21 protein-coding genes are annotated in these 26,362 nt (G+C 65.0%); 9 read left to right on the forward strand and 12 right to left on the reverse strand.

Annotated features, from left to right (window positions below; translation table 11 throughout):
* Nucleotides 1-142: 142 nt before the first annotated feature.
* Genes XH81_RS06105 through cnbZ form a run of 4 tightly spaced genes read left to right on the forward strand, consistent with a single transcriptional unit; the run spans nt 143 to nt 5,114 of the window.
* Nucleotides 143-2,725, forward strand: coding sequence for a sensor histidine kinase (locus XH81_RS06105; protein WP_028143448.1), 2,583 nt, complete (start codon nt 143-145; stop codon nt 2,723-2,725).
* Nucleotides 2,722-3,111: a response regulator gene (locus XH81_RS06110; RefSeq protein ID WP_018315558.1), complete on the forward strand. Its 390-nt coding sequence runs from the start codon at nt 2,722-2,724 to the stop codon at nt 3,109-3,111. The genes XH81_RS06105 and XH81_RS06110 overlap by 4 nt, the downstream gene beginning before the upstream one ends.
* A complete protein-coding gene (locus XH81_RS06115; protein ID WP_095426360.1) occupies nt 3,108-4,358 on the forward strand; it encodes an adenylate/guanylate cyclase domain-containing protein in 1,251 nt (416 codons plus the stop codon). Before XH81_RS06110 ends, XH81_RS06115 begins: the two co-directional genes overlap by 4 nt.
* Nucleotides 4,359-4,367: 9 nt before the next feature.
* A complete protein-coding gene (gene cnbZ / locus XH81_RS06120) occupies nt 4,368-5,114 on the forward strand; it encodes a 2-amino-5-chloromuconate deaminase CnbZ (RefSeq protein WP_095426359.1) in 747 nt (248 codons plus the stop codon).
* On the opposite strand, the gene XH81_RS06125 is transcribed toward cnbZ, so the two are convergent.
* From XH81_RS06125 to XH81_RS06180, 12 genes are all read right to left on the reverse strand, one after another.
* Complete coding sequence (locus tag XH81_RS06125; protein ID WP_271596083.1) at nt 5,111-5,995, reverse strand: ABC transporter permease; 885 nt, start codon at nt 5,993-5,995, stop codon at nt 5,111-5,113. The two genes, cnbZ and XH81_RS06125, sit on opposite strands and share 4 nt — an antisense overlap.
* Nucleotides 5,996-5,998: 3 nt before the next feature.
* Nucleotides 5,999-6,940, reverse strand: coding sequence for an ABC transporter permease (locus XH81_RS06130; RefSeq protein ID WP_028143444.1), 942 nt, complete (start codon nt 6,938-6,940; stop codon nt 5,999-6,001).
* Between the two features lie 10 nt (nt 6,941-6,950).
* A complete protein-coding gene (locus XH81_RS06135) occupies nt 6,951-8,459 on the reverse strand; it encodes an ABC transporter substrate-binding protein (protein ID WP_038947049.1) in 1,509 nt (502 codons plus the stop codon).
* 22 nt (nt 8,460-8,481) lie between these two features.
* Complete coding sequence (locus XH81_RS06140; protein WP_038947050.1) at nt 8,482-9,591, reverse strand: ABC transporter ATP-binding protein; 1,110 nt, start codon at nt 9,589-9,591, stop codon at nt 8,482-8,484.
* Between the two features lie 175 nt (nt 9,592-9,766).
* Entirely contained in the window at nt 9,767-10,756 is a 990-nt protein-coding gene (locus tag XH81_RS06145) for an ABC transporter ATP-binding protein (protein ID WP_028143441.1), read from the reverse strand.
* The gene (locus XH81_RS06150) at nt 10,753-11,463 is read right to left on the reverse strand and encodes a DUF1028 domain-containing protein (RefSeq protein WP_038947051.1); all 711 of its coding nucleotides are present in this window, start codon (nt 11,461-11,463) and stop codon (nt 10,753-10,755) included. The genes XH81_RS06145 and XH81_RS06150 overlap by 4 nt, the downstream gene beginning before the upstream one ends.
* A gap of 9 nt (nt 11,464-11,472) precedes the next feature.
* Entirely contained in the window at nt 11,473-13,278 is a 1,806-nt protein-coding gene (locus XH81_RS06155) for a gamma-glutamyltransferase family protein (RefSeq protein ID WP_271596084.1), read from the reverse strand.
* A gap of 81 nt (nt 13,279-13,359) precedes the next feature.
* Nucleotides 13,360-14,349, reverse strand: coding sequence for an ABC transporter ATP-binding protein (locus XH81_RS06160; protein WP_028143438.1), 990 nt, complete (start codon nt 14,347-14,349; stop codon nt 13,360-13,362).
* Entirely contained in the window at nt 14,346-15,332 is a 987-nt protein-coding gene (locus XH81_RS06165; RefSeq protein ID WP_028143437.1) for an ABC transporter ATP-binding protein, read from the reverse strand. Before XH81_RS06165 ends, XH81_RS06160 begins: the two co-directional genes overlap by 4 nt.
* Before the next feature lie 28 nt (nt 15,333-15,360).
* Nucleotides 15,361-16,332 carry an ABC transporter permease gene (locus XH81_RS06170; protein ID WP_028143436.1) on the reverse strand — a complete coding sequence of 324 codons (972 nt, stop codon included), beginning with the start codon at nt 16,330-16,332 and terminating at the stop codon, nt 15,361-15,363.
* Nucleotides 16,333-16,341: 9 nt separating this feature from the next.
* Nucleotides 16,342-17,322 (reverse strand): ABC transporter permease, encoded by a 981-nt coding sequence (locus XH81_RS06175; protein WP_026201522.1) that lies wholly within the window; start codon nt 17,320-17,322, stop codon nt 16,342-16,344.
* A gap of 104 nt (nt 17,323-17,426) precedes the next feature.
* On the reverse strand, nt 17,427-19,022 hold the full coding sequence (locus XH81_RS06180) for an ABC transporter substrate-binding protein (protein ID WP_028143435.1): 1,596 nt from the start codon (nt 19,020-19,022) through the stop codon (nt 17,427-17,429).
* Nucleotides 19,023-19,327: 305 nt separating this feature from the next.
* Here XH81_RS06180 and XH81_RS06185 point away from each other — a divergent pair, with 305 nt between their 5' ends.
* The 5 genes from XH81_RS06185 to XH81_RS06205 all read left to right on the forward strand — a co-directional run bounded on the left by XH81_RS06185 (nt 19,328) and on the right by XH81_RS06205 (nt 26,339).
* The gene (locus XH81_RS06185; RefSeq protein WP_028135213.1) at nt 19,328-19,585 is read left to right on the forward strand and encodes a DUF6489 family protein; all 258 of its coding nucleotides are present in this window, start codon (nt 19,328-19,330) and stop codon (nt 19,583-19,585) included.
* The gene (locus XH81_RS06190; RefSeq protein WP_028143434.1) at nt 19,585-20,385 is read left to right on the forward strand and encodes an esterase/lipase family protein; all 801 of its coding nucleotides are present in this window, start codon (nt 19,585-19,587) and stop codon (nt 20,383-20,385) included. The genes XH81_RS06185 and XH81_RS06190 overlap by 1 nt, the downstream gene beginning before the upstream one ends.
* A 46-nt stretch (nt 20,386-20,431) precedes the next feature.
* On the forward strand, nt 20,432-21,982 hold the full coding sequence (locus XH81_RS06195; RefSeq protein ID WP_028143433.1) for a WS/DGAT/MGAT family O-acyltransferase: 1,551 nt from the start codon (nt 20,432-20,434) through the stop codon (nt 21,980-21,982).
* A 10-nt stretch (nt 21,983-21,992) separates the two neighbouring features.
* On the forward strand, nt 21,993-22,988 hold the full coding sequence (locus XH81_RS06200; protein WP_028143432.1) for an alpha/beta fold hydrolase: 996 nt from the start codon (nt 21,993-21,995) through the stop codon (nt 22,986-22,988).
* 114 nt (nt 22,989-23,102) lie between these two features.
* Nucleotides 23,103-26,339, forward strand: coding sequence for a bifunctional cytochrome P450/NADPH--P450 reductase (locus XH81_RS06205; protein ID WP_028143431.1), 3,237 nt, complete (start codon nt 23,103-23,105; stop codon nt 26,337-26,339).
* The last annotated feature ends 23 nt before the right edge of the window (nt 26,340-26,362 follow it).

Raw genomic sequence — 26,362 nt, forward strand, 5'->3', positions numbered from 1 at the left:
GCTCGCAAGCGATCCAGAGGGCGGCAGCGGCGGGTCCGCTGCCGCCCTTTTTCGTTGCGCCCGGGCGCCGGTTTCGATGGGCGAGGGCCTTATCCCGCGCTTGCGAAAGACAAGGTCCCGTCTTCTTGCTAGGTTTCGGGTGATGAGCCTTTCCCTCCATCCCGACACCCCGCAAGCCAGGACGCTGCCGAGCGTGGCCTCGGATGGCGTCGCTGCCGGCGGGGGAACGGGACGAGGGATCAGGACCCGGCTGTTCACCAAATATGTCGCGCTGTTCGTGGCTGTCGTCGCCATCGCGCTGCTGGCCAACGGTCTGTTCGAGGTCTTCTTCTATTATCGCGAGCACAAGGCTTCGCTGATCCGGGTCCAGCATGAGCAGGCCGAGGCGGCCGCGGCCAAGATCGGCCAGTTCGTCAAGGAGATCGAGAGCCAGCTCGGCTGGACCACGCAACTGCCCTGGTCGGCGGGCTCGATCGAGCAGCGCCGGTTCGACGCGCTGCGGCTGTTGCGCCAGGTGCCCGGGATTACCGAGCTTGCCCAGGTGGACTCGACCGGCAAGGAACGGTTGCGTGTCTCGCGGCTGGCGATGGACGCGATCGAGAGCGGGATCGACCTATCCAACGATCCGAAGTTCACCGAGGCGGTCGCGCACAAGGTCTATTACGGCCCGGTCTATTTCCGCCGGGAGTCCGAGCCCTACATGACGCTGGCCCTGGCCGGCGCGCGCAGGGATGCCGGTGTCAGCATTGCCGAGGTCAATCTCAAGCTGATCTGGGACGTGGTCTCGCAGATCAAGGTCGGCCAGCACGGGCACGCCTATGTCGTCGGTCCGGAAGGGCGCCTGATCGCGCATCCCGATATCAGTCTCGTGCTGCGCAACACCGACATGTCCGGCCTCGCGCAGGTGCGCGCCGCCCAGGCTGCCGGCGGCACCATGCCGAACGCGCTCGAGGAAGCGCGCAACATCCAGGGACAGAAGGTCTTGACCGCATCGGCGCCGATCGAGCCGTTGCACTGGACCATGTTCGTCGAGCTGCCGGTCGAGGAGGCCTATGCATCGCTCTACGCCTCGCTGCAGCGGCTTGCGATCGTGCTGCTCGCGGCGTCGATCTTCGCGGTGCTTGCGGGGATATTTTTGGCGCGCCGCATGGTCGGGCCGATCCAGGCGCTGCGCAGCGGCGCGGAAAGGATCGGCGGTGGCGACTTCTCCCAGCGCATCTCGATCCGGACGGGCGACGAGCTCGAAGGGCTCGCCGACCAGTTCAACGACATGGGCGCGCGCTTGCAGGAATCCTATGCCGATCTCGAAAACAAGGTCGAACGGCGAACAGCGGAATTGAGCGAGTCTCTCCAGCAGCAGACGGCGACCGCCGACGTGCTGAAGGTCATCAGCCGCTCGGCGTTCGATCTGCAAACCGTGCTGAATACGCTCGTCGGATCGGCCGCCCGCTTGTGTGACGCCGACGAGGGAACGATCTTTCGACCGCGCGATGGCGCTTTCTATTTGGCGGCAAGCTGCGGCCTCGATGCGGAGCAGGAAAGCAAGCTTCGGACCTTTGCTTCTTTACCAGAACGGGGAAGTGTGGTCGGGCGTACGCTGCTCGAAGCCAAGACGGTTCACGTCCCCGATGTGCAGGCCGATCCGGACTATGCACCCTCATCCGCGCGAAGGCGGTCCAATGTGCGTACGATGCTCGGTGTCCCCCTGCTTCGAGAAGGATCGCCAATCGGCGTGTTCGTCTTGACGCGACATATGGTGCGTCCCTTCAGCGAGAAGCAAATCGAACTCGCCACGACCTTTGCAGACCAAGCCCTTATCGCGATCGAAAATGTTCGATTGTTCGAGGAGGTTCAGGAACGCACGACAGAGTTGTCGCGATCCCTCGACGACCTGCGCGCCGCCCAGGATCGCCTGATCCAGACCGAGAAGCTTGCCTCGCTCGGTCAGCTCACCGCCGGCATCGCCCACGAGATCAAGAATCCGCTCAACTTCGTCAACAATTTCTCCGCGGTCTCCACCGAGCTGATCGACGAGCTCAAGGAGGCCCTGCAATCGGCTGCGCTCGACGGCAAGACCAGGGAGGAGGTCGACGAGCTGACTGGCATGCTCAGGAGCAATCTCGAGAAGGTGGTGCAGCACGGCAAGCGTGCCGATTCCATCGTCAGGAACATGCTGCTGCATTCGCGCGAAGGTTCCGGCGAGCATCGGGCCGTCGACATCAATGCGGTCGTGGAGGAGAGCCTCAATCTCGCCTATCACGGCGCGCGGGCCGAACGTCCCTCCTTCAACGTCACGCTTCAGCGCACGTTCGATCCCGCTGCCGGTATGGTCGAGATCTATCCGCAGGAGATCACGCGCGTCTTCCTCAACCTGATCTCGAACGGCTTCTATGCCACGGCCAAACGCAAGGAGAGCGCGGGTGAGGCCTTCGAGCCGACCTTGAGCGCGGCAACCAAGGACCTCGGCGACAGGGTCGAGATCCGGATCCGTGACAATGGCACCGGAATTCCGCCCGAGGTGAAGGAGAAGATGTTCAACCCCTTCTTCACCACCAAGCCGGTCGGCGAGGGCACCGGGCTCGGCCTGTCCATGAGCCACGATATCGTCGTGAAGCAGCACGGCGGCACCATCGACGTGAACACCATGCAAGGTGTATTCACCGAGTTCATCATCACCCTGCCGCGTACGATGGCGGCGGAGGGCACTTCCGGAGGCAAGTCGTGAACGTTTACATCCTGGTCGTCGATGACGAGCCCGACGTCGAGGCGCTATTCCGGCAGCAATTCCGGCGCGAGCTGCGCGCCGGCCGCTTCCAGATGGAGTTCGCCTCCTCCGCGCCCGATGCGCTCAAGCGGGCCGCCGAGGTTCGCGATCCCTCGCTGATCCTGATCCTGTCCGACATCAACATGCCCGGCATGAGCGGGCTCGACATGCTGCCGAAGGTGCGTGCCGCGCATCCGGACGTTCCCGTCATCATGATCACGGCCTATGGCGACGCCGAGACGCGGCGAAAGGCGATCGAGCGCGGCGCCGTCGGGCTCCTCACCAAGCCGATCGACTTTGCCTTGCTGCGGCAGGAGATCGACACGAGGCTCGAGCAAGCCGCATGAGCGCGACCATCCTCTTCGTCGACGACGAGCCGGATCTCGAGGCGCTGGTCCTGCAAAAATTTCGCAGGCAGATCCGCGACGGACAGGTCGCCATCATATTCGCTCGCGACGGTCTCGAGGCGCTGGCCTCGCTCGAGCAGAATCCGCAGGTCGACATGGTGGTCTCCGATATCAACATGCCCAGGATGGACGGGCTATCGCTGCTCGCGAAACTCCAGGAGGCCGAGGACAAGAAATCGACCATCATCGTCTCGGCCTATGGCGACATGAGCAATATCCGCACCGCCATGAACCGCGGCGCGTTCGACTTCCTGACCAAGCCGATCGACTTCGCCGATCTGGAGGCCACGATCGAGAAGACCATCCGCCATATCGAGATGCTGCGCGAGGTGCGGCGGCGCCAGATGGAAGCCGAGCGCGCCCACGCCGCGCTGTCGCGCCATTTCTCGCCCGAGCTCGCCAAGCGTCTGGCCGCCAGCGGCGACGGAGAGGGGATCGAAGTTCAGTGGCGCGATGTCGCCACCATCTTCACCGATATTACCGGCTTCACCTCGTTGGTCGAGAGCGCGCCGCCCGAGACGTTGGGCAAGCTGCTCAACGAGTATGTCGGCGGCATGACCGAAATCGTCTTCGTCCATGAGGGCACGGTCGCAAAGATCATCGGCGATGCGATCCAGGTGCTCTTCAATGCGCCCGGCGATCAGCCGGATTATGCCACGCGTGCGGTCGCCTGCGCCCATGAGCTCGACGCCTGGGCGCAGGACTTTCGCGCGCGCCAGAGCGCCATGGGTGTGTCCTTCGGTGCCACCCGCATCGGCATTCACGCCGGTCCCGCGCTGGTCGGCAATTTCGGCGGCAATCGCTTCTTCGACTACACCGCCTATGGGGACTCCATCAACATTGCGGCGCGGCTGGAGGCCGCCAACAAGCATCTGGGCACCCGCATTTGCGTCAGCGCCAGCGTCGCCGAGGCGGCCGAGAATTTTCAAGGCCGCCCCGTGGGGGAGCTGATGCTGCGCGGACGCAGCGAGCCGTTGCGCGCCTTCGAGCCGCTGCCACCGGGCAAGTTCGAAGCGCCGGAAACGGCACTGTATTCGGAGGCTTTCGCCAAGATGGAGGCCGGCGATGCCGCGGCCATGCCGGCCTTTGCCGCGCTGGTCGGCATGCACGCCGACGATTCCCTGGCCGGCTTTCACCTGAAGCGCCTGCTCAACGGCGCCAAGGGCATTCGCATGCAACTGGAATAGGGGTTCGACATGATGCGTGACTTCTCTGCCGGCAATTATCGTTTCATTCCGTCCGTGTTCCAGTATTCGGCGGGCGCCGCCGCGGATGACGGCTACGAAATCGAACGCGTCCGCTTCGACCGTGTGGTCCCGCTCGCGGAAGGGTTTGCGCTGGCGGCGAAATTCATCCAGGAGGCCGGGCGGCCGTTGACGGCATTCTGTGCCTGCGAGCTGCGTTCACCGGCAGCCTTCAGCGAAGAGGGCTTTCGCGCGTTCAACCTGCACTATGTGAAGACGCTGTCCGAATGGGGCATCTTCGACGGCACCACCAATCCGGTGGCGCGCAGCAATGTCTGTCCCGAGATCGATCCGCCGTCCGAGCCGTCGTTCTATGCGTTCTCGTTTACGCGTCCGACCCGCTCGAAAGCGCCGTCCTTCGTGATATCAGGCGGCGCCGAGGCACGTGAGGGCAGCGGCACCTATGTCGAGCGCACCGTGCGCTATCGCGACCTCAGCCCTGAGGGGCTGCGGGAGAAGGTGCGCTTCACCACGACGTCGCAGATGGAAAGCCGGATGGCGGCTTTCGGCTTCGGCTGGAACGACACCACTGCGGTGCAGGCCTATTCCGTGCACGATTTCCACCATACGCTCGTCGACGAACTGGTCCGCCGCGGCGCGTTGCGCTCCGGCCTGACCTGGCATTTCGCCCGCCCGCCGGTGGTCGATCTCGAATACGAGATGGATTGCCGCCGCGTGATGCGGGAAGCGGTGATCTAGCGCTGCCGCGGGTCGAGCGCGTCGCGCAGGCCGTCGCCGAGCAGGTTCAGCGACAGCACCACGAGGAAGATCGCAAGCCCCGGCCAGATCGCCATCCACGGTGCCTGGGTCAGGAAGCGCTGCGCGGCGTTGAGCATGCTGCCCCAGGACGGCGCCGGCGGCTGCTGGCCGAGGCCGAGGAACGACAGCGCGGCTTCGGCGATGATGGCGGCGGCAATCGACAGTGTCGCCTGCACCAGCAGCGCGGGCAGGATGTTCGGCAGGATATGCGAGAGCGCGATCCGCCACGGCGGGTTGCCGAGCGCGCGCGCGGCCTCGACATAGTCCTCGGCCTTGACGACGAGCACCTGGCCGCGGGTCAGGCGGATGAAGATCGGTGTTGCGGAGATGCCGATCGCAATCATGGCATTGCCGAGGCTCGGCCCGAGGAACGCCGCCAGCGCGATCGCCAGGATCAGGAACGGGCAGGCCAGCATCGCATCCGTGATCCGGCTGATCAGCGCATCGACGAAGCCACCGCGATAGCCAGCGACGAGACCGAGCGGCACGCCGATGCCGAGCGCGATCGCCACCGAGATGAGGCCCGCGAGCAGCGAGGCGCGCGCGCCGTAGACGATCCGGCTGAAGATGTCGCGGCCGAGCTCATCGGTGCCGAACCAGTGCGCCGAGGTGGGCGGCTTGCGCACCAGGCTCCAGCTCGTCGCGATGGGATCATAGGGCACGATCAGTGGGGCCAGCATGGCGAGCACGATGAACATCGTGAGCACGACGAGCCCGAATATCGCCGCCTTGCGCTTGAACAGCCGCCGGCGCGCGCGGCGGGCCGGGCTATCCAGCTCGTCGGCTTGCGTGAGAGGGCCGGGCAGCGCGGCGTCGGTCATGCTCTAGCCCCGCAGCCGCGGATTGACGAGGATATAGGCGATGTCGGCAACGAGATTCAGCGTGATGTAGATCGTGGCCGTCACCAGCACGACGCCTTGCACGACGGCGTAGTCGCGGTTGAAGACGGCGTCCACGATCAGCTTGCCGAAGCCGGGGATGGAGAAGATCTGCTCGGTCAGGACTGCGCCGGACAACAGCGTCCCGAGCTCGAGCGCGCCGAGCGTGATGACGGGCGTCAGCGCGTTGCGCATGGCGTGCTTCAGGATCACCGAGCGCTCCAGGAGTCCCTTGGCCCGGGCGGTGCGGACGTAGTCGCTTTCCAGCACCTGCAGCATGGCGCTGCGGGTATGCCGCATCAGGACCGCGGCAATGGCATTGCCGAGCACGAAAGCCGGCATGATGGTGGCCGCCAGGCTCGCGCGCCAGTTCTCGGTGAGCGGCACGTAGCCGGACGCCGGCAGCCAGCCGAGCTCGATCGAGAACAGGAAAATCAGCATGATCCCGAGCCAGAAGTTCGGCGTCGAGATGCCCCACAGCGCAAACAGGTTCGCGCCGTAGTCCCAGGCCGAGCCCTTCTTCACGGCCGCGACGATGCCGGCGGGGATGCCGATCAGGAACGCGATCACGATCGCCATGCCGCCGAGCTGCAACGTCACCGGCAGCTTCTGCGCGATCAGCTCGCGCACCGGCATCTTGTTGCGCAGCGACTCGCCGAAATCGCCCGAGAGCACGCCCTTGATCCAGTAGGCGTACTGCACCGGGACCGGCTGATCGAGCCGGTACTGATGACGGATCTGCTCGATCACGGCGGGATCGCGCTCTTCGCCCGCCATCACCAGCGCGGGATCGCCCGGCAGCAATTGCTGCAGCGAGAAGATCAGCACCGAGACGAAGAACAGCGTCGGCACGATCTGCGCAAGGCGGCGGGCGAGGAAGTTCAGCATTCTCGCGGCGTCACTTCAGCTTGAGTCCGATGACACGCACGAGGCCGTCGGGCATCTGCTTGTAGCCTTCGAGCTTGGTCGTGTGCGCGATGATGATGCGGCGGTGGTAGAGGTACAGCAGCGGCTCTTCGTCCTGGACCAGCTTGGCCAGGGCCTCATAGCTGGCCTTGCGCTTGGCGGGATCGGTGACCGATCTCGCGTCTTCCAGTGCCTTGTCGGCCTGCGGGTTGTTCCACGCGCCGTAATTCTGCGGCGCGCCGCTGTGCAGGAACACGAAGCTGTTGCCGTCGGGATCGACGCGCCCGCTCCAGGCGAGCATATAGGCCTGGTAGTCGCCGGCCTCGGCCTGCTTCAGCCCGGTCGCGAATTCGGTGAGGCGGATCTTCATGTCGAACCCAGCCTCGGCCGCCATCGACTGGATCACCTGCGCCGGCGTCTCGGTCTCCGCGCCCTTGGGCACCAGGAAATCGACGCTGACCGGCGGTGTCGCGCCGGCTTCCTTCAGCAGCGCCTTGGCCTTCTCGACATTGCGGGGACGGACCGGAAGGGATTTCTGATAGTAGGGATGATCAGGGTTGACCCATTGATTGCCGACCTGAAACTCGCCGTTGAATACGACCTGGTTGATGGCGTCGCGGTCGATCGCAAGGTCGAGCGCCTGCCGCACCTTTGCGGATTGGCTGAGCGGCCCCTTGGCCTTGTCCTTGCCGATGTTGAGCGTGATGCCCTGATAGCCGAGCTCGATGGCGGTCGCGACTTTCAGCCGTGAATCCGCGCGGACTTCCTTCAGGTCGGTGGCAAGCACGCGCTCGATCAAATCGAGGCCGCCGGATTTCAAGTTCGCAAGCCGCACCGTGGCATCGACGATCGGCTGGAACACGATCTTGTCGATGAAGACGTTGTCCTTGTTCCAATAGTCCGCGAACTTTTCGAACACGATGCGGTCCTGCTGCACGCGCTCGACGAATTTATACGGGCCGGCGCAGACCGGGCGCAGGCCGAATTTGTCGCCGGCCTCTTTCGCCGCCTTAGGCGACACCATCATCCCGGCGCGGTCGGTGAGCTGAGCGAGCAGCGGCGAGAACGGTGACTTCAGCACCAGCTTGACCGTGAGGGGATCGACGACTTCGATGTGATCGACCGAGGCGAGCTCGGGTTTGCGGAAGGATCCGGGGAACGTCAGATGCCGTTCCAGCGAGAACTTGGCGGCTTCCGCGTCGAACGGTTCGCCGTCGTGGAATTTCACGCCGGGCCGCAGCTTGATGACCAGCGCCTTGCCGTCGTCGGCGGTTTCGCTCGACAGCGCGAGCTGCGGCACGATGTTGAGCTTCTCGTCGATGTCGAACAGCTTGTCGCAGAAGGCGGAGAACACGATGCGGCCGACATAGGTGCGCGCCATCGTGGGATCGAGGATGTCAGGGTCCTCGGCGAGGCCGATGCGCAGCGTGGTCTGGGCCTGCGCGGCTCCAAGCGACAGCAGGACGGCGGCGGCCGTTGCGGCCAGGCGAAACATCTTCATCGGACAGTCCCCATTGCTTCGGCTATGTCGTTGTGGGCGCGGTGCCTTGTATACCAACCCCGGCGGTGGCAGCGCCTTCCGTCTTTTGGCTGAAGGCGGCGACCAATTTTGCAAGCGCCGGCGAAAACCCGCCGGCTGCCGGCAATATGGCGTCGGCAGACGGCAGTTCCGCCGTGCGGTGGCAGGCGGCGGCGTGGCCCGTGCCGTCAGCTAGAAGTGCCGGCGCCTCGTTGCGGCAGAGCTCGATCACGAACGGGCAGCGGGTGTGGAAGCGGCAGCCAGAAGGCGGGTTGAGCGCGCTCGGGATCTCGCCCTCGAGCAGGACGGTCGCGCGCTTCACCTTCGGCTGCGGCAGCGGGATCGCGGACAACAGCGCCCGGCTATAGGGGTGGCGCGGCGAGGCGAACAGCGCGTCCGCCTCCGCCGTCTCGACGATCTGGCCGAGATTCATCACCGCGACGTGGTCGGCGATGTGCTTGACCACGGCGAGGTCGTGCGAGACGAAAATATAGGCGAGGCCGAGCCGGTCCTGGAGCTCGCGCAGCAGATTGAGGATCTGCGAGCGGATCGAGACGTCCAGCGCCGAGACCGGCTCGTCGCAGATGATCAGCTTCGGCTCGACCGCGAGCGCGCGAGCAATGGCGATGCGCTGGCGCTGGCCGCCGGAGAATTCGTGCGGATAGCGCCGCGCCAGCCTCGGCTCCAGCCCGACCAGCCGCAGCAGCTCCGCGACGCGCGCACGCCGCTCTGCCGGCGGCACGAGATCGTGCAGTGCCAGCGGTTCGGTCAGGATCTGGCCGACCGTCATGCGCGGATTGAGCGAGGCGTAGGGGTCCTGGAAGATGATCTGGGCCTCGCGGCGGAAGGCGCGGAGCGCATAGGGATCGAGCGAGAGGAGATCGCGGCCGTCGAACCGGATCGTGCCCGCATCCGGCTCGATCAGCCGCAGCACCAGGCGGCTGACGGTGGATTTGCCGCAACCGGATTCGCCGACCAGGGCCAGCGTCTTGCCGGCCTCGAGCGAGAAGCTGACGCCATCGACCGCCTTGACATGCGCCAGTGCCCGGCCGAACAGCGAGCGCTCGGCGACGAAATGCTTGACCAGGCCTGTAACCTCGAGCAGAGCGGTCATCGTTCGTGATCCCGACGAAACTCAGTCTCGTGTCCCGGGCGCGGCGCAACGCGAAGTGTTGCGACGCTGAACCGGGAGCCAGTCTGCCGCCACATGGGCCCCGGTTCAGCAGCGCACCACCGCGCTGCGCTTGTGCTGCGCTGCCCCCGGGGAACGGGAAGAGAGAACGAGGCCATCACGACACCAAGCGTTCGAGCGGCGCGCGGATGCAGCGCGAGAGGTGGCCGGGGCTGACTTCGATCAGTGGTGGCGGCGCCGTGGTGCAGGCGTCCAGCACGAACGGGCAGCGCGCGGCGAAGCGGCAGCCTGCCGGCGGCTGCGCCATGTTCGGCACCATTCCTTCGATCGTCGCAAGCTGTTCGGCCCGGTGGTCGAGCCGCGGGATCGAGCCGAGTAGGCCGACGGTGTAGGGGTGCTGCGGCGCCGAGAACAATTCGTCCACCGGCGCGCGCTCGACGATCTCGCCGGCATACATCACCGCGACCTCGTCGCAGACCTCGGCGACCACGCCGAGATCGTGCGTGATCAGGATGATCGCGGCGCCGCTTGCCGCTTTCAACTCCCGCATCAGCTCCAGGATTTGCGCCTGCAAGGTGACATCGAGCGCAGTGGTCGGCTCATCGGCGATCAGCAGGCGCGGGTCGCAGGCCAGCGCCATCGCGATCATCACGCGCTGGCGCATGCCGCCGGAGAGCTTGTGCGGATATTCGTCGACGCGCCGCTCGGGCGAGGGGATGTGGACCCGGCGCAGCAGCTCGATCGCCCGCTCGCGCGCGCTTTTCCGCGAGCCGCCGCGGTGGCGCAAAATGGTCTCGATGATCTGGTCGCCGATGGTGAAGCTCGGATTGAGCGAGGTCATCGGCTCCTGGAAGATCATCGCGAGCCGGTTGCCGCGCAGATTGCGCAGGGTCTGGTCCGGCGTCTGCAGGAGGTCGAGGCCGTCGAAGCGGATCGCGCCCGATATCTCCGCGCTTTGTTTCGGCAGCAGGCCCATGATCGCCAGCGAGGTCACGCTCTTGCCGCAGCCGGATTCGCCGACGAGGCCGAGGGTCGCGCCGTTGGCGACACTGAGGTCGACACTGTCGACCGCGTGGGTGATGCGGCCGTCGTCGCCGTGGAAGCGGATGCGGAGGTCCCTGATCTCGATGAGAGGGCTCGCGCTCATGATTGCCTTGCACGCGCTGCTTGGATGCTGGCGTCGACGACGCCGCGGTCGGTGTTGCCGGCCGGGTTCCGTCGCGTCGGCATGGAATCGCGAAAATGCACCCAGAGCTCGTGGCTGACGTGTTCGAGACGTTCGAGCTCGCCGAGCGGGTCGGGATGGTCGTCGGCGCGAATGTCCAGCGCCGGCCATTCCTCCTCGCCGTGAATCAACAGCGCGGCGGACTGCTTGCCGCGCTTGTCGCCGCCGGCGGCTTCCCCGGCGCGCATCGCGGCGAGCAGGCGGCGCGGGAAGGGCAGGCTGTCATTGGCGATATAGGTCTTTGCGGTCTCGTCGAGCACGTCGGCGCCGGCCAGCATGTTGCCGGCGATGGAAAAGCCGCTGCCTGCGACGTGCCCGCACCAGTCGACGCAGTCGCGCCCGGTATGTGCGGCGATCTCGCCGCTCGCATCCATGATGTGGATCTGACGGCTCTCGCGGCCATCGTCGGTCGCGAGTAGCGCGGCCAGCACGTCGCGCGCATTGAGGCCTTCCCGCAACAGCTTGACGCCGTCGATGCCGTAATAGGGATTGACGAAGGCCTGCGTCGCGATGGCGCCGACGCCGGCGGCAATATACGGCACGCGTGCGCCGACGGCGAAAAAACGTGTCGCAACAGCGATGCCGAACTGGCCGGTGAAAGGGTCTCGCGCGATGATCGACCAGGTCATGTGCTGCCTTCAGCGTCCCGCGGCGTAACCTTGCATGCCGCGCGGATTGGCGGCGGCGCGCCGGCGCCGACCCACGCGCGAGGCTGCGGTGAGCCGGCCTTCGGACCAGTCGGGACCGACTTCCACGATATGCCCGCGCTCACGAAGGTTCTCGATCGTCGCCTTGGGTACGCGATTTTCCACCACGAGCACGCCGGGGCGCGCGGTACGCGGCCAGAACGAGATCGGGAAATGCTCGGAATGCCAGGCCGGCGCGTCGATCGCTTCCTGGAGATTGAGATTGCAATGGACGTGGCGTAGGAAGAATTGGGTGATCCACTGGTCCTGCTGGTCGCCGCCGGGCGAACCCCAGGCGAGGTAAGGCTCGCCGTCGCGCAGCGCCATGGTCGGCGACAGCGTTGTGCGCGGCCGCTTGCCCGGTGCGAGCGAACCGGGTTGGTTCTCCTCCAAATCGAACATCTGGGCGCGGCTGCCGAGACAGAAGCCGAGCTCGGGAATGATGGGCGAGGATTGCAGCCAGCCGCCCGACGGCGTCGAGGACACCATGTTGCCGTCCCGGTCGATGATGTCGAAATGCACGGTGTCGCCGCGCACCTCGCCGAAGCGCCCCACGGTTGGTTCACCGGCGCCTAGCGCGCCAACGGCCTCGCGCTGGCCTTCAGCGCGGCGCAGCTTGACGACGCCGCCGAAGCCCTCGATCGCGCCGGGCCGGAGATCGAGCGAGGCCTTCTCGGTAATCAGCTTACGACGTTCGTCGTTATAGGCGTCCGATAGCAGCGTCGTAATCGGGATCTCGCTGAACTTGGGATCGCCGTAGAATTTCTCGCGGTCGGCAAAGGCGAGTTTTGCGCATTCGATCTGGAGATGGATGAACTCAGGCCCGGTCGGGTCGAGCCCGTCGAGGGCAAAGCCCTTCAGCAGTGCGAGCTGTTGCAGCGTCACCGGACCCTGGCTCCAGACGCCGGCCTTGCAGACGGTGTAGCGGCCATAGTCGTAGGTGAGCGGCGCCTCGACCGTCGGCTGCCAGCGCGCCATGTCGTCGGCGGAAAGCACGCCGCGATGCGGCGAGCCGCTGACGTCCATCACCTCCTGGGTGCGGCAGAATTTGTCGATGGCTTCCGCGACGAAGCCTTGCGACCAGGCTTTGCGCGCGCGCTCGATCTCGGCGTCGCGGCCACCGCCGCCGCTCTCGGCTTCGCTGAGAATTCGTGCGTAGGTCGCGGCCAGCGTCTCGTTGGTAAAGAGTGTGCCGGGCTTCGGCACCTCGCCGTTGGGGAGATAGACCGCGGCGGAGGTCGGCCAGTGCTTGCGGAATAATTGCTCGACGGTCTGGATCGTGGCGCAGGCGCGCTCGACCAGCGGATAGCCGTCGCGTGCATAGGAGATCGCGGGCTCCAGCACGTCGCGCACCCGCATCGTACCGTAGTCGCGCAGCAGCATCATCCAGGATTCGAAGGTGCCGGGGACGCAGGCCGCGAGCAGGCCGGTGCCGGGCACCATGTCGAGGCCTTCGCTCTTGTAATGCGCGATGGTGGCGCGTGCCGGTGCCGGGCCCTGGCCGCAGATCACCTCGGTGCGGCCGCGCTTCACGTCGTGCACGATGATGGGGACATCGCCGCCGGGGCCGTTCAGATGCGGCTCGACCACCTGGAGCGTGAAGGCGGTGGCAACGCCGGCGTCGAAGGCGTTGCCGCCCTTCTCCAGGATGGCCATGCCGACTGCGGTCGCGATCCAGTGCGTGGTGGCGACGACCCCGAACGTGCCCTCGATCTCGGGGCGGGTCGTGAACGGATCGGGATTGACGATGCTGGCCATGGATTACCTCATTTGCGGCGCGCGCAATTGATCACAGGCGATGCCGCGCCGCCAATGCGCTGCCGGCATGGCACGCGCGCGTCACGCCGGGACCGGCGCGGTGTTGACGGCGTGGCAGGCGACGCCGTCGATCAGTTCCGGCGTTTCCTTGCGGCAGAGATCGAACGCCAGCGGGCAGCGCGGATTGAAGGCGCAGCCGGGCGGCGGATTGATCGGGTTCGGGATCTCGCCCTTCACCGGAATGCGCTGGCGGCCGCTCATGGCAAGATCAGGCACGGCGCCCAGCAGCATCTTGGTGTAGGGCATGCGGGGACGTGCGAACAACTCCTTGCCTTCAGCGATCTCGACGATGCGGCCGAGATACATCACGCCGACGCGGCTCGCCATGTGGCGGACCACGGCGAGGTTGTGGCTGATGAACATGTAGGTCAGGCCGAACTTGTCCTGGAGGTCGCGCATCAGGTTCAGGATCTGCGCCTGCACCGAGACGTCGAGCGCCGAAGTCGGCTCGTCGCAGACGATGAACTCGGCGTCCGATGCGAGCGCCCGGGCGATCGCGATGCGCTGGCGCTGGCCGCCGGAGAACTCGTGCGGAAACTTCAGCCGGTCGTCGGGATGCAGGCCGACCAGGCTGAGCAGCTCGCCGACGCGGGCCTGGATGTCGCGCTCGCCCTGGATCAGGTCGAAGGCGCGGATCGGCTCGGAGATGATGGCATCGACGCGAAAGCGCGGGTTCAGGCTCGCATAGGGGTCCTGGAAGATCATCTGGATGCGGCGGCGCAGCTTCCTGCGCGCCGGCGCCTGCCGCGGATCCGTCATCGAGACGCCGTCGATCAAGACATCGCCGGAGCTCGGCGGCAGCAGTCCCACGACCATCCGCGCCACCGTGGTCTTGCCCGAGCCGGACTCGCCGACCAGCGCAAACGTCTCGCCCTTCCTGATGTCGAAGGTGACGTGATCGACCGCCTTGAGATATTCGAGATGCCCGCCTTCGAGCATGCGGTTGAGCCAGGGTTTCGAGACGTCGAACACCCGGCGCAGATTTGTGGCCTGGACGAAGGAAGCGCTCATGCCGCGCTCTCCGCCGGCACGCTGTCATAGAGATGGCAGGCGACCGATTGCGCACCGCGCGGCAGCGGCTCCGGTCGATCAACACGACAGCGGTCGAACGCGAAGGCGCAGCGCGGGTTGAACGAGCAGCCGCGCGGGATCGCCGACAGCCGCGGCATCGAGCCGGGAATCTGCATGAGACGCTTGTCGTCGCCGGCCAGCGTCGGGATCGCGCCCATCAAGCCCTTGGCATAGGGATGCAGCGGGTTTCTGACGACATCCTGCACCGGACCGATCTCGGCGACACGGCCGGCATACATCACGGCGACCCGGTCGGAGGTCTCCGCGATCACGCCCATGTCGTGCGTCACCAGCATCACGGCGGTGCCGTGGTCGCGTCCGAGCCGCTTGATCAGCGAGATGATCTGCGCCTGCACGGAGACGTCGAGCGCGGTGGTCGGCTCGTCCGCGATGATCAGCTCGGGCTCGGCGCAGATCGCGAGCGCAATCACGACGCGCTGGCGCATGCCGCCGGAGAATTCGTGCGGGTAGCCGTCGATGCGCTTTTCCGGCGCGGGAATGCCGACCTCGGCAAGCAGGTCGATGGCGCGGCGGCGGGCGGCCGTCTCGGACAGGTTCAGGTGGGTTCGGATCGTCTCGATGATCTGGTCACCGACCCGGTAGAGTGGATTGAGCGAGGTGAGGGGGTCCTGGAAGATCATGCCGATCCGTTTGCCACGGATGCGGCGCATCTCCTCCGGCGGCAAATTGTCGATGCGCAGGCCGGCCAGGCGAACCTCGCCGCCCGCGATCCGGCCGGGCGGGTCGATCAGGCCGATCACGGCGAGGCCGGTCACGGATTTTCCGGCGCCGGATTCGCCGACCACGCCCAGCACCTCGCCCTTGGCGATGTCGAAGGAGACGCCGTCGATGGCGCGCAGCGTGCCGCGGCGGGAGGCGAACTCCACCTGAAGGTTGCGAACGGAGAGGATGGGCTCGGTCATGGGTGAGGCGCTCTTATCGAAGTTTTGCTCATCGGAGCTTCGGGTTGAGCGCGTCGCGTAGCCAGTCGCCGAGCAGGTTGATCGACAGGATCAAGCCGGCCAGCGCGAGGCCGGGGAAAGCGACAATCCACCATTCGCCCGCGAACAGATAATTGTTGCCGATGCGGATCAGCGTGCCGAGCGAGGGCATGGTGTCGGGCAGGCCGACGCCGAGGAAGGACAGCGTTGCCTCGGTGATGATGGCCAGTGCGAGGTTGATGGTGGCGATGACCAGGATCGGGCCCATCGTGTTCGGCAGCACGTGCCGCAGCATGATCTTTGGCGCGGGCAGGCCGATCAGCTGCGCGGCGGCCACGTAGTCCTTGTTCTTCTCGACCATCACGGAGCCGCGCACCGTCCTTGCATACCCGACCCAGAAACTGAGGCCGATCGAGATCACCAGCACCACCAGCATGCTGGTGGCATCCAGACGGTTGCCGAGGATCGATTTCGCAATGCCATTGACCAGCAGCGCGATCAGAATGGCGGGAAAGGTCAGTTGCACGTCGGCGATCCGCATGATCACGCCATCGACCGCGCCGCCGAAATAGCCGGCGATCAGGCCGAGCGCGATACCGAGCGCGCCGGCGAAGATCACGCCGGCCACGCCGACGGCGAGCGAGATGCGCATCCCGTAGAGGATGGCGGAGAACACGTCGCGGCCCTGCTCGTCGGTGCCGAGCAGGAACGGGCTTTGGCCGTCGGCGGTCCAGAGCGGCGAGATGCGCGAGTTCATCAACTGGAGCTGCGCCGGATCGAACGGGTTCTGCACCGCGAGCGCCGATGCAAAGATCGCGAGCAGGAAGAGCAGCACGGTAATGGCCGCCGCCACCATGGTCAGCTTGGAACGGCGGAACGAGTAGAAGATGTCGCTGTCGAGGGCGCGGCTGAGCCAGCTGCGACCGGCATGCGCGGGCGGCGCGCTCTGCTTGTCGGAATTGGAGGCGACGGCGTCGGACATGCAGGGGCCTTATGTAGCGCGGCCGACGGTCGCGCGCAGGCGCGGATCGACTACGGTGTAGAGAATGTCGACCACTAGGTTGATGGTGACGAAGATCAGCGAGACCATCAGCAGATAGGCCGCCATGATCGGGATATCGACGTTTTGCACGGCCTGCACGAACAGCAGTCCCATGCCCGGCCATTGGAACACGGTTTCGGTGATGATCGAAAATGCAATAACCGAGCCAAACTGAAGGCCGGCCACGGTGATGACGGGAATGAGCGTGTTCTTCAGCGCGTGGCCGAAATGAATGGCGCGGGTGGTCAGCCCGCGGGCGCGGGCGAAACGAATATAGTCGGTTCGCAGCACTTCCAGCATCTCCGCCCGCACCAGTCGCATGATCAGGGTCATCTGGAACAGGCCGAGCGTGATCGAGGGCATGATCAATGCCTTCAGTCCCGACAGCGTGAGCAGGCCCGTGCTCCACCAGCCGAGCTTGACCACCTCGCCGCGGCCGAACGAGGGCAGCCAGCCCAATGTCACCGCGAACAGATAGATCAGGAGAATGCCGATCAGGAAAGTCGGCAATGAGATGCCGATCAGCGAAACCGCCTGGAATAATTTGGCGAGCACGGTGTCGCGCCTCAGCGCCGAATAGACGCCCATCAGAATGCCGAACACCATTGCAAACACGGTGGCGCAGATCGCAAGTTCCAGCGTGGCCGGCATACGTTCCATCAGCAGGGTCGAGACCGGCTGGCGGAACTGGTAGGAGACGCCGAACTTGAATTGCGCGGCGTCGGCGAAATAACGCACGAACTGCACCGGCACGGGATCGTCGAGGCCGAGCGACTTGCGCACGGCTTCGCGTTCGGCCGCCGATGTGTCGATCGAGACGATCTGATTGACGGGGTCGCCGGCGAAACGGAACATCGAGAAGGCGATGATGCCGACGGCGAACATGACGCCGATGGCCTGAACGGCGCGGCGAAGAGTGAAAGCGAGCATGCCTTCCACTATCCTTGGGTGTGCGTGCGGTCGACGTCTTTGTCAGCCGGAAAAGGAAAGGTCCCGGATGCCTGACGCCGCCGGGACCTCGTGTTCAACTGGTGCTATTCCTTCTTGGTCGCCCAATGGAACATGACCAGATTGTCGGCGCGCTGCGGCAGGTTGACCTTCTTCGACACGCCCCAGGCCAGCGCCTGCTGGTGCAGCGGGATGTAGGACCAGTCCTTGTTGCCTATTTCGTAGGCCTGCTTGATCAGCTGGTTGCGCTTGGCAGTATCGGTTTCGACCAGCACCTTGTCGGTGATGGCGTCGAACTCCTTGTTGCAGTAGCCGCCGAGATTGGCCTCGCCGCGTGAGGATTTCGCGTCGTCGCGGCAGCCCATGATGTCATAGAGCACGTTGTGGGAGTCCATCGTGCTCGGCGTCCAGCCCAGGAGGTAGAACGAGGTCTGGTAGCCGCCCTGCTTCAACACCTTGGCGAAGTACTGCGCTTTCGGCTGCGCCAGCAGGTTGATCTTGACGCCGATGCGGGCAAGCATGCCGACGACGGCCTGGCAGATCGCGGCGTCGTTGACGTAACGGTCGTTCGGACAATCCATCGTGACTTCGAAGCCATCGGGATAGCCGGCTTCGGTCAGGAGCTTCTTGGCTCCATCGGGGTCGAATTTCGGCCGCGTGAACTCCTTGGACAGCACGAACAGCTCCGGAGCGATCATCAGCGCCGATGGCGTCGACAGCTCGCGCATCACGCGCTTCTTGATCAGCTCGATGTCGATCGCCTTGTAGAAGGCTTCGCGGACGCGGACGTCCTTGAACGGGTTCTTGCCCTTGATGTTGGAGTAGAGCAGCTCGTCGCGCATCTGATCGAAGCCGATGAAGATGGTGCGCAGCTCCGGCCCCTTCAGCACCTGGGCGTTGGGGCTGGAATCGACGCGGGAGATGTCCTGGATCGGCACCGGCTCGATGACGTCGACTTCGCCCGAGAGCAGCGCAGCGACGCGGGTTGCGTCCGAAGCGATCGGGGTGAAGACGATCTCCTTCAGGTTACCCTCGACCTTGCCCCAGTAATTGGGATTGGCCTTGAAAACCGTCTTCACGCCGGGCTGATGGCTTTCGATGGTGAACGGACCGGTGCCGTTCTCGTGGAGCGAGGCATAGCTCGGCGTGGGCGCCGCCACCGGCGTCGGATCGACGACGTTGTTCTCCTCGGCCCATTTCTTGTCCATAATGTACCAGACATCCCACGAGTTATGCAGGATGGGATTGGGCGAAGGCAGGATGAAGTCGACGGTGTAGTCGTCGACCTTGACGACCTTGACGTCGGGCGCAAGGCGGGTCTGCATATTGGACCCTTTCTTGCGGACGCGATCGGCGGAGAACACGACGTCGTCGGCGGTGAAGGGGTCGCCGTTGTGGAATTTCACGCCCTTGCGCAAATGGAAGCGCCAGCGGGTCGGCTCCGGAGTTTCCCAGCTTTCCGCCAACGCCGGAATGATCTTGAGGTCCTTGTCGCGTGCGGTGAGGCCTTGATAGACGTGACCGAGATGGGCGTGGGTGGTGCTTTCGTTGAGCGTATAGGGATCGAGGGATTTCAGGTCACCCTGGTTGGCATAACGCAGCGTCTGGCTCGACGCAGGCGCGACCGTCAACGCAAGCGCACCGGCGAGCGTCGCCGCAAACAGACTTCGACCGACTGACATTCTTGACCCTCTCCACTCTGCCGTGCCGATGATTTTTGATTGTTCGGCAGGGCTGATTGATCCATGTTGCCCAGAGTTCTCGACCGGTGCAAGCGCCATTCCAGCAAGGAACGCGCCAAGTTGCACCGCTGTGCAGCAATGCTGACCGTGCCGTCCGGCATGGAGGACCGCGTCTTTCGACTTTGGTTGACTATATCGGCGGATTGCGGGACGGGGCATGTCGCGCCTGCATCAGGTCGCTTGCGTCGCACCACAACTCGCGGCGATACTGCCGGCAGGCCGCTCGAATCTCATCCGGAGGGGACATGAAAGTTAATATCGAAATCGACTGCACCCCCCTCGAGGCCCGCCAGTTCTTCGGTTTGCCTGACGTGGGACCGATGCAGACGGCGGTGATGGACAAGCTGCAGCAGCAGGTGCTCAGCAACATCGAGAAGGTCTCGCCGGAATCGCTGATCCAGAGCTGGTTCACCTTCGATCCCAAGATCGCGGAGCGGTTTCAGGACATGTTCGTCACGATGGCGGGCCTCGGCGGCACGCGCAGCAGCGACAAGAAGAAATAATGCCGTCCGGGCCAGACGGGCGGCAGGCCCCGGGCGGGCTTCGTCCGCCGGGTCTCGCCCTGCTGCTTGCAGAAGCGCGCGGCCTGTTCGAGTTCAATGCAAGCCTGTTGCTGTCGCCGATCCTGATGCGAGCGCCGAGGGGCGATGGCCATCCGGTGCTGGCGCTGCCGGGCTTTCTCGCCAGCGACCTCTCGATGGCCCCGATGCGGCGCTATCTCAGCGAGCTCGGCTATGAGGCACAGGCTTGGCGGATGGGCCGTAATCTCGGCGGCCTCGGGCGGATGCGGGAGTCGCTGCGCGCCCGTCTTGCCGAAATCCATGCTGCGAGCGGACGCAAGGTCAGCCTGGTCGGATGGAGCCTTGGCGGCGTCTATGCCCGCGATCTCGCGCTCCAGGCGCCCGACATGGTTCGCTATGTCATCACGCTCGGCAGCCCGTTTGCCAATGACGTGCGGGCGACCAACGCGACGCGGCTCTACGAGGCGCTGTCCGGCGAACGGGTCGAGGATCTTGCTGAGGCGCGCGAGGCGATCGCCGGCGATCTGCCGGTGCCGGCGACGTCGATCTATTCGCGAGCCGACGGGGTCGTGAACTGGCGGACCTGCCTGCTCCGTCCCTCCGATCGTGCCGAGAACATCGAAGTGCTCCTGGCGAGCCATATCGGGCTCGGGGTGAACCCCGCGGCGCTATGGGCCGTGGCGGACCGGCTGGCGCAACCGGAAGGGGAATTCTCGCCATTTGACCGGGCCGGGCCGTTTGCCATTGCATATGCCCCGCCGGAACAGGCAATATCGGCCTGACGAGAAGCGCCAGAAGGCGCCCGTCAAATTGTTGCGGGAGGGAATTATGGCTGACGGTAAAAAGCTGTCGTCGCTGGACGCGTCGTTTCTCTATCTGGAAACGCCGGAGATGCCGATGCATGTCGGGAGCATGGCGATCTTTCGCCTGCCCGACGATTACAAGGGCGACTTCTTCGAAGACTTCAAGGCGATGATCGTCTCGCGCCTGCATATCGCGCCGATCCTGAAGGCGCGGCTGGAGAAGGCGCCGCTCGACATCGATCATCCCTCCTGGGTCGAGGACGATCAGTTCGACATCGACCGTCACATCTTCCGTGCCAGCCTGCCGCAGCCGCGTGACCGCGCCACGCTGGAGCGCATCGTCGGCTGGATGCATGCCAAGCTCCTGAACCGGGCTCGTCCGCTCTGGGAGTTCTACGTGTTCGAGGGCATGAAGGACAACGAGGTCGGGCTTTATTCCAAGATGCACCATGCCGCCATCGACGGCGGTGCTGGTGCGGCTCTGACCAACATGATCTACGACATCTCGCCGATCCCGCGGAAGGTCGATCCGCCGGCGGCTGGCAGCAAGCCCGGACAGGAGCCGCGCGACATCGCGGCGAACCTGCTGGATTCCTACCAGCAGCTTTTCAACCAGCCGCTCGACGCCGGCAAGGCCGCTCAGAACCTGCAATTGCCGCGCACCGGCAAGAGCGACATCGGCTCGATCCTGTTCGACAACGCGATGTACCAGATCGAGAGCGCGGTGCGCTTCGCGGGCAATATCCCGACCATGGTCAAGAGCGTCTCCGATGTGCTCGGCAAGGTCGCCGATCCCAAATCGCGCGAGAGCCTTGCCAGCATGGTGTCGCCGCCGACCATGCTGAACAAGACCATCTCGTCGGAGCGAAGCTTCGCCGGTGTGTCGATCCCGCTGTCTCGCGCGAAGGCGCTGGCCAAGCAGGCCGGCGGCAAGCTAAACGACGTCGTGCTGGCGCTCGCCTCCGGCGTGGTCCGGCGTTACCTGAAGGAGTACAGCACGCTGCCGGCGAAATCGCTGACCGCGGCGGTACCGATCTCGCTGCGCGAGGAGGGCAACACCGAGGCCAACAACCAGGTGTTCGGCATGATCTGCGCGATCGCGACCAACATCGACGATCCCAAGGCGCGGCTCGAAGCCATCATCGCGCAATCGACCAAGTCCAAGGAGATGTCGCACCCCTTGCGCGCGCTGATGCCCCAGGTCTCCAACATCTCGATGCTGGGCGCGCCGATCATGGTGCAGATCCTGGCGTTGCTCTACAGCCGCTCGAACCTGTCGGACGTGCTGCCGCCAGCCGCCAACATCACCGTGTCCAACGTGCCGGGGCCGCGGCAGACGCTTTACGCTGCCGGCGCGGAGCTATTGCACATCTTCCCGGTGTCGATCTCGACGCACGGGCAGGCGCTCAACATTACCGTGCAGAGCTATCGCGACCAGCTCGATTTCGGCTTCATCGTCGGCGCCAACATCATTCCACATGTGCAGGTGATGTGCGACATGCTGCCGGAGGAGTTCGCCGCGCTGGAGGCGGCCTACGCGCCGCCGGCGACCGACATCAAGGGCGCTGCGGAATAGGAATGGTTCGATGATTGAAATGCCACAGCTCAAGTTCGTGCACACGAACGGAATCCGCATGGGATATTACGAGGCGGGCCCGATCACGGACACGCCGCCGATCGTGCTGTGCCATGGCTGGCCCGAGCTGGCCTTCTCCTGGCGCCACCAGATCAAAGCGCTGAGCGAGGCCGGCATCCGCGTGATCGCGCCCGACCAACGCGGCTATGGCGCGACCGACCGGCCCGAGGCGGTCGAGGATTACGACATCGAGCACCTGACCGGTGATCTCGTCGGGCTGCTCGACCATTTGCAGATCGACAAGGCGGTCTTCGTCGGTCACGACTGGGGCGGCTTCATCGTCTGGCAGATGCCGTTGCGGCACATCGACCGGGTGGCGGGCGTGGTCGGCATCAACACGCCGCATACCAACCGTGCCTGGGCCGATCCGATCGAGCTCCTACGCGCCCGCTTCGGCGACAAGATGTACATCGTGCAGTTCCAGGACCCGGCGCGTGAGCCCGACAGGATTTTCGGAAGTCGCGTCGAACAGACTTTTGACGCGTTCATGCGCAAGCCGGCGCCGCGCCCGGCCGACGCGCCGGCAGAGGAGGTGGTTGCCGGCGTCGGCGCTTCTCCGCGGGTCAATCTGGCGTTTCCGCAGATGATCGCCAGCTATGACGCAAAGCATGATCCGCGTACGCCGATCCTGTCGCCGGAAGAGAAGAAGGTGTTCGTCGACAATTTCACCAGAACCGGCTTTACCGGAGGCATCAACTGGTACCGCAACATGTCGCGCAACTGGACGCGCGCCGAAGGGCTCGATCATACGGTGCGGGTGCCGTCGTTGATGATCATGGCCGAGAACGACGCGGTGTTGCCGCCGTCTTCCGCCGATGGCATGGACAAGCTGATCCCCGATCTCGAAAAATATCTGGTCCGCGACAGTGGCCATTGGACGCAGCAGGAGAAGCCGGAGGAGGTCAGCGCCAAGCTGATCGAATGGCGTAGAAGGCGGTTTGGGTGACGACGCAGTCGTCATCCTGGGGCGATGCGTAGCGTCGAACCCGGGATCTCGAGATTCCGGGTCTGGTCCTTCGGACCATCCCGGAATGACGCAAGGCAGGGGAAACGCACGTCAATGTCATCCAAGAACCGTCTGGACCCGATCCCGCATCCGCCGACCAAGCCGGTGGTCGGCAACATGCTTTCGCTGGACTCGGCCGCCCCCGTGCAGCATTTGACGCGGCTCGCCAAGGAGCTCGGTCCGATCTTTTGGCTCGACATGATGGGCTCGCCGATCGTGGTCGTCTCGGGCCACGATCTCGTCGATGAACTGTCTGATGAGAAGCGCTTCGACAAGACCGTGCGCGGTGCGCTGCGGCGCGTACGCGCGGTTGGCGGCGACGGGCTGTTCACGGCGGACACCAAAGAGCCGAATTGGAGCAAGGCGCACAACATCCTGCTCCAGCCGTTCGGCAACCGGGCCATGCAGTCCTACCATCCGAGCATGGTCGATATCGCCGAGCAGCTCGTCCAGAAATGGGAGCGGCTGAACGCCGACGACGAGATCGACGTCGTCCACGACATGACGGCGCTGACGCTGGATACGATCGGCCTGTGCGGTTTCGAGTATCGCTTCAATTCGTTCTACCGGCGCGACTACCATCCCTTCGTCGAGTCGCTGGTGCGCTCGCTCGAAACCATCATGATGACACGCGGCCTGCCGTTCGAGCAGATCTGGATGCAGAAGCGGCGCAAGACGCTCGCCGAAGACGTCGCCTTCATGAACAAGATGGTCGACGAGATCATTGCCGAGCGCCGCAAGAGCGCGGAGGGGATCGACGACAAGAAGGACATGCTCGCCGCGATGATGACCGGCGTCGATCGTTCGACCGGCGAGCAGCTCGACGACGTCAACATCCGCTACCAGATCAACACGTTCCTGATCGCCGGCCACGAGACCACCAGCGGCCTGTTGTCCTACACGCTCTATGCGCTGCTCAAGCATCCGGACATCCTCAAGAAGGCCTATGACGAGGTCGACCGCGTCTTCGGCCCCGACGTCAACGCGAAGCCGACCTACCAGCAGGTGACGCAGCTCACCTACATCACGCAGATCCTGAAAGAGGCGCTGCGGCTGTGGCCGCCGGCGCCGGCCTATGGCATCTCGCCGCTCAAGGACGAGACGCTCGGCGGCGGCAAGTACAAGCTTCGCAAGGGCACCTTCACCACCATTCTGGTAACCGCGCTGCATCGCGATCCCAGCGTCTGGGGACCGAATCCGGATGCGTTCGATCCCGATAATTTCAGCCGCGAGGCGGAAGCCAAGCGGCCGGTCAATGCCTGGAAGCCGTTCGGCAACGGCCAGCGCGCCTGCATTGGCCGCGGCTTTGCCATGCACGAGGCCGCGCTCGCGCTCGGCATGATCCTGCAGCGCTTCAAGCTGATCGACCACCAGCGCTACCAGATGCATCTGAAGGAAACCCTGACGATGAAGCCGGAAGGCTTCAAGATCAAGGTGCGCCCGCGCGTCGATCGCGAGCGTGGCGCCTATGGCGGGCCAGTCGCGGCCGCTACTTCGGCGCCGAAGGCGCCGCGCCAGCCGACCGCCCGGCCCGGCCACAACACGCCGATGCTGGTGCTTTACGGCTCCAATCTCGGCACCGCCGAGGAGCTGGCGACGCGCATGGCTGATCTCGCCGAGATCAATGGCTTTGCCGTGCATCTCGGCCCGCTCGACGATTACGTCGGCAAGCTGCCGCAGGAGGGCGGCGTTCTGATCATCTGCGCCTCCTATAACGGCGCGCCGCCTGATAACGCGACGCAGTTCGTCAAATGGCTCGGCGGCGACCTGCCGAAGGATGCCTTTGCCGGCGTGCGCTACGCCGTGTTCGGCTGCGGCAACAGCGACTGGGCCGCGACCTATCAATCGGTGCCGCGTCTGATCGACGAGCAATTGTCGGCGCATGGCGCGCGCGCGGTCTATCCGCGCGGCGAGGGCGATGCGCGCAGCGATCTCGACGGCCAGTTCCAGAAATGGTTTCCGGCGGCGGCACAGGTCGCGACCAAGGAATTCGGCATCGACTGGAACTTCACCCGCACCGCCGAGGACGATCCGCTCTATGCGATCGAGCCGGTGGCGGTGAGCGCCGTCAACACCATCGTGGCCCAGGGCGGCGCGGTGGCGATGAAAGTGCTGGTCAATGACGAGCTTCAGAACAAGGGCGGGTCCAATCCCTCCGAGCGTTCGACGCGCCACATCGAGGTGCAACTGCCGTCCAACGCCAGCTACCGCGTCGGCGATCATTTGAGTGTCGTGCCACGCAACGATCCCACGCTGGTGGATTCGGTCGCGCGCCGCTTCGGCTTCCTGCCCGCCGACCAGATCAGGCTGCAGGTCGCCGAGGGCCGCCGCGCGCAATTGCCGGTGGGGGATGCCGTGTCCGTCGGCCGCCTGCTCAGCGAGTTCGTCGAGCTGCAGCAGGTGGCGACGCGCAAGCAGATCCAGATCATGGCCGAGCACACCCGCTGTCCGGTCACCAAGCCGAAGCTGCTGGCTTTCGTCGGCGAGGAAGCTGAGCCGCTCGAGCGTTACCGGGGCGAGATCCTGGCCAGGCGCAAATCGGTGTTCGATCTTCTGCTCGAATATCCGGCCTGCGAGTTGCCGTTCCATGTCTATCTCGAAATGCTCTCGTTGCTGGCGCCGCGCTATTACTCAATCTCGTCCTCGCCGTCGGTCGACCCGGCGCGCTGCAGTGTCACGGTCGGCGTGGTCGAAGGGCCGGCCGCCTCCGGCCGCGGCACCTACAAGGGCATCTGTTCGAACTATCTCGCCAACCGTCGCGCGGGCGATGCGATCTACGCCACCGTACGCGAGACCAAGGCCGGCTTCCGGCTTCCCGACGATCCCTTGGTGCCTATCATCATGATCGGCCCCGGCACGGGCCTTGCGCCGTTCCGCGGCTTCCTTCAGGAACGGGCCGCACGCAAGGCGAAGGGCGCCAGCCTCGGACCCGCGATGCTGTTTTTCGGCTGCCGCCATCCCGACCAGGATTTTCTCTACGCGGACGAGCTGAAGGCGTTGGCGGCGAGCGGCATCACGGAACTCTTCACTGCGTTTTCGCGCGCGGACGGTCCGAAGATCTATGTGCAGCACCTGCTCGCCGCGCAGAAGGACAAGGTCTGGCCGCTGATCGAGCAGGGCGCGATCGTCTATGTCTGCGGCGACGGCGGCAAGATGGAGCCGGACGTGAAAGCGGCACTGGTCGCGATCCACCGCGAGAAGAGCGGCAGCGACGCCGCCGTCAGTGCGCGCTGGATCGAGGAGATGGGGACGAAGAACCGCTATGTGCTGGACGTCTGGGCGGGAGGGTAGGCAGAGATCGTAGGGTGGATTAG

Source organism: Bradyrhizobium sp. CCBAU 25360 (assembly GCF_028128695.1).
In the GTDB taxonomy this organism is placed as follows: Bacteria; Pseudomonadota; Alphaproteobacteria; order Rhizobiales; family Xanthobacteraceae; genus Bradyrhizobium; species Bradyrhizobium ottawaense.

What these genes read in the sequence shown, in the direction of transcription:
- XH81_RS06105 (WP_028143448.1), top strand. Translation starts at nt 143, where the DNA reads ATGAGCCTTTCCCTCCATCCCGACACCCCGCAAGCCAGGACGCTGCCG.
- XH81_RS06115 (WP_095426360.1), top strand. Translation starts at nt 3,108, where the DNA reads ATGAGCGCGACCATCCTCTTCGTCGACGACGAGCCGGATCTCGAGGCG.
- cnbZ (WP_095426359.1), top strand. Translation starts at nt 4,368, where the DNA reads ATGATGCGTGACTTCTCTGCCGGCAATTATCGTTTCATTCCGTCCGTG.
- XH81_RS06125 (WP_271596083.1), bottom strand. Translation starts at nt 5,995, where the DNA reads ATGACCGACGCCGCGCTGCCCGGCCCTCTCACGCAAGCCGACGAGCTG.
- XH81_RS06130 (WP_028143444.1), bottom strand. Translation starts at nt 6,940, where the DNA reads ATGCTGAACTTCCTCGCCCGCCGCCTTGCGCAGATCGTGCCGACGCTG.
- XH81_RS06135 (WP_038947049.1), bottom strand. Translation starts at nt 8,459, where the DNA reads ATGAAGATGTTTCGCCTGGCCGCAACGGCCGCCGCCGTCCTGCTGTCG.
- XH81_RS06140 (WP_038947050.1), bottom strand. Translation starts at nt 9,591, where the DNA reads ATGACCGCTCTGCTCGAGGTTACAGGCCTGGTCAAGCATTTCGTCGCC.
- XH81_RS06145 (WP_028143441.1), bottom strand. Translation starts at nt 10,756, where the DNA reads ATGAGCGCGAGCCCTCTCATCGAGATCAGGGACCTCCGCATCCGCTTC.
- XH81_RS06150 (WP_038947051.1), bottom strand. Translation starts at nt 11,463, where the DNA reads ATGACCTGGTCGATCATCGCGCGAGACCCTTTCACCGGCCAGTTCGGC.
- XH81_RS06155 (WP_271596084.1), bottom strand. Translation starts at nt 13,278, where the DNA reads ATGGCCAGCATCGTCAATCCCGATCCGTTCACGACCCGCCCCGAGATC.
- XH81_RS06160 (WP_028143438.1), bottom strand. Translation starts at nt 14,349, where the DNA reads ATGAGCGCTTCCTTCGTCCAGGCCACAAATCTGCGCCGGGTGTTCGAC.
- XH81_RS06165 (WP_028143437.1), bottom strand. Translation starts at nt 15,332, where the DNA reads ATGACCGAGCCCATCCTCTCCGTTCGCAACCTTCAGGTGGAGTTCGCC.
- XH81_RS06170 (WP_028143436.1), bottom strand. Translation starts at nt 16,332, where the DNA reads ATGTCCGACGCCGTCGCCTCCAATTCCGACAAGCAGAGCGCGCCGCCC.
- XH81_RS06175 (WP_026201522.1), bottom strand. Translation starts at nt 17,322, where the DNA reads ATGCTCGCTTTCACTCTTCGCCGCGCCGTTCAGGCCATCGGCGTCATG.
- XH81_RS06180 (WP_028143435.1), bottom strand. Translation starts at nt 19,022, where the DNA reads ATGTCAGTCGGTCGAAGTCTGTTTGCGGCGACGCTCGCCGGTGCGCTT.
- XH81_RS06185 (WP_028135213.1), top strand. Translation starts at nt 19,328, where the DNA reads ATGAAAGTTAATATCGAAATCGACTGCACCCCCCTCGAGGCCCGCCAG.
- XH81_RS06190 (WP_028143434.1), top strand. Translation starts at nt 19,585, where the DNA reads ATGCCGTCCGGGCCAGACGGGCGGCAGGCCCCGGGCGGGCTTCGTCCG.
- XH81_RS06195 (WP_028143433.1), top strand. Translation starts at nt 20,432, where the DNA reads ATGGCTGACGGTAAAAAGCTGTCGTCGCTGGACGCGTCGTTTCTCTAT.
- XH81_RS06200 (WP_028143432.1), top strand. Translation starts at nt 21,993, where the DNA reads ATGATTGAAATGCCACAGCTCAAGTTCGTGCACACGAACGGAATCCGC.
- XH81_RS06205 (WP_028143431.1), top strand. Translation starts at nt 23,103, where the DNA reads ATGTCATCCAAGAACCGTCTGGACCCGATCCCGCATCCGCCGACCAAG.